The 1,002-nt window shown below is 42.2% G+C and carries 1 protein-coding gene; it reads right to left on the bottom strand.

What is annotated here, in order from left to right; genetic code table 11:
• Positions 1–491: YitT family protein (locus KIV40_RS30080; protein WP_285352936.1), on the bottom strand; the 491-nt coding region annotated here is incomplete at its 3' end.
• Between the last annotated feature and the right edge of the window lie 511 nt (positions 492–1,002).

Below are 1,002 nucleotides of genomic sequence, written 5' to 3'. Positions count from 1 at the left end.
AGCGACAAAATTACGATCGTACAATCTAACCCCATTTGTACCTTACCCGCACGAATACCGAAGCGTTCTTGTAGGTACAGAGCAAGAATGTTGAAGCCGCCTAGGCTCATCTTGTGTCTAAAGATCACCAGCATACCTGTACCGATGAGTCCGCCACCGAGCATGGCTGCGTACACCTTGTTGATCTCAGCAATCTGAATAACGTGATACAGATGATCAACCGCGAACGAAACGCTAGAAACAGCAATAAAGGTATTGATCGTAAAGCGCCAGCCCATACGGGCAACAGATAAAATATAAAAAGGTAAGTTAAGCGCGAAGAAAACCTGACCAAAGCTAAGCTCTGTAATTTTGGTAATGAAGATAGCTAACCCTGCAGTACCACCAGTCAGCAACCCTACTTGATTGAAAAAGATAACACCGAGTGACACCAATGCACTGCCTAGGGTTAATGCAAGTAGGTTCTCTCTGAGGTTATGATCTTTGTCCATTTGGATGACTCTCCCTTAAATTCCGAAACTTTTCTCGCTCATCCTGAAGCGATTTCGGCACTAGGGTCACGATTTTTAAGGAATATGTCGAGTTTACAGAGTGTGATCAATGTAGCTCAAATCGTATGCTTTAGTTTACAAGCATATAAATAGTCTTTTATTACAATACTTTATGTTCAGATTCTTATAACAAGTTTATAAAACTAGCTCCCGAGGCTCATACCACGCGTTGTTTGCTCTCCAATCTATGCATGAAACGCATAGACTGCATCACAAATGGTCATTTGTTTCATACCAACACTCTCATTAAGATGCGCGACTTCTTACCACATTGAGCGTATGTAAAACCCTTATGTTTTCACAATCTCTTTTTGCCCAATTAACCAGAATGACTCTGTTTTTGGTTATCAGTTTAGTGGTGGTTCACCATAGCCAACCACTGATCGATCTTTTGGCGCAACATGCCGTAAGTAGTGGATGCCACCAACAGTCTGCACATGACCATTCTGGG

Source organism: Vibrio sp. D173a (genome assembly GCF_030248475.1).
Note: the sequence above shows the minus strand (reverse complement) of the source record. Positions and strands in the feature narration are given on the sequence as shown.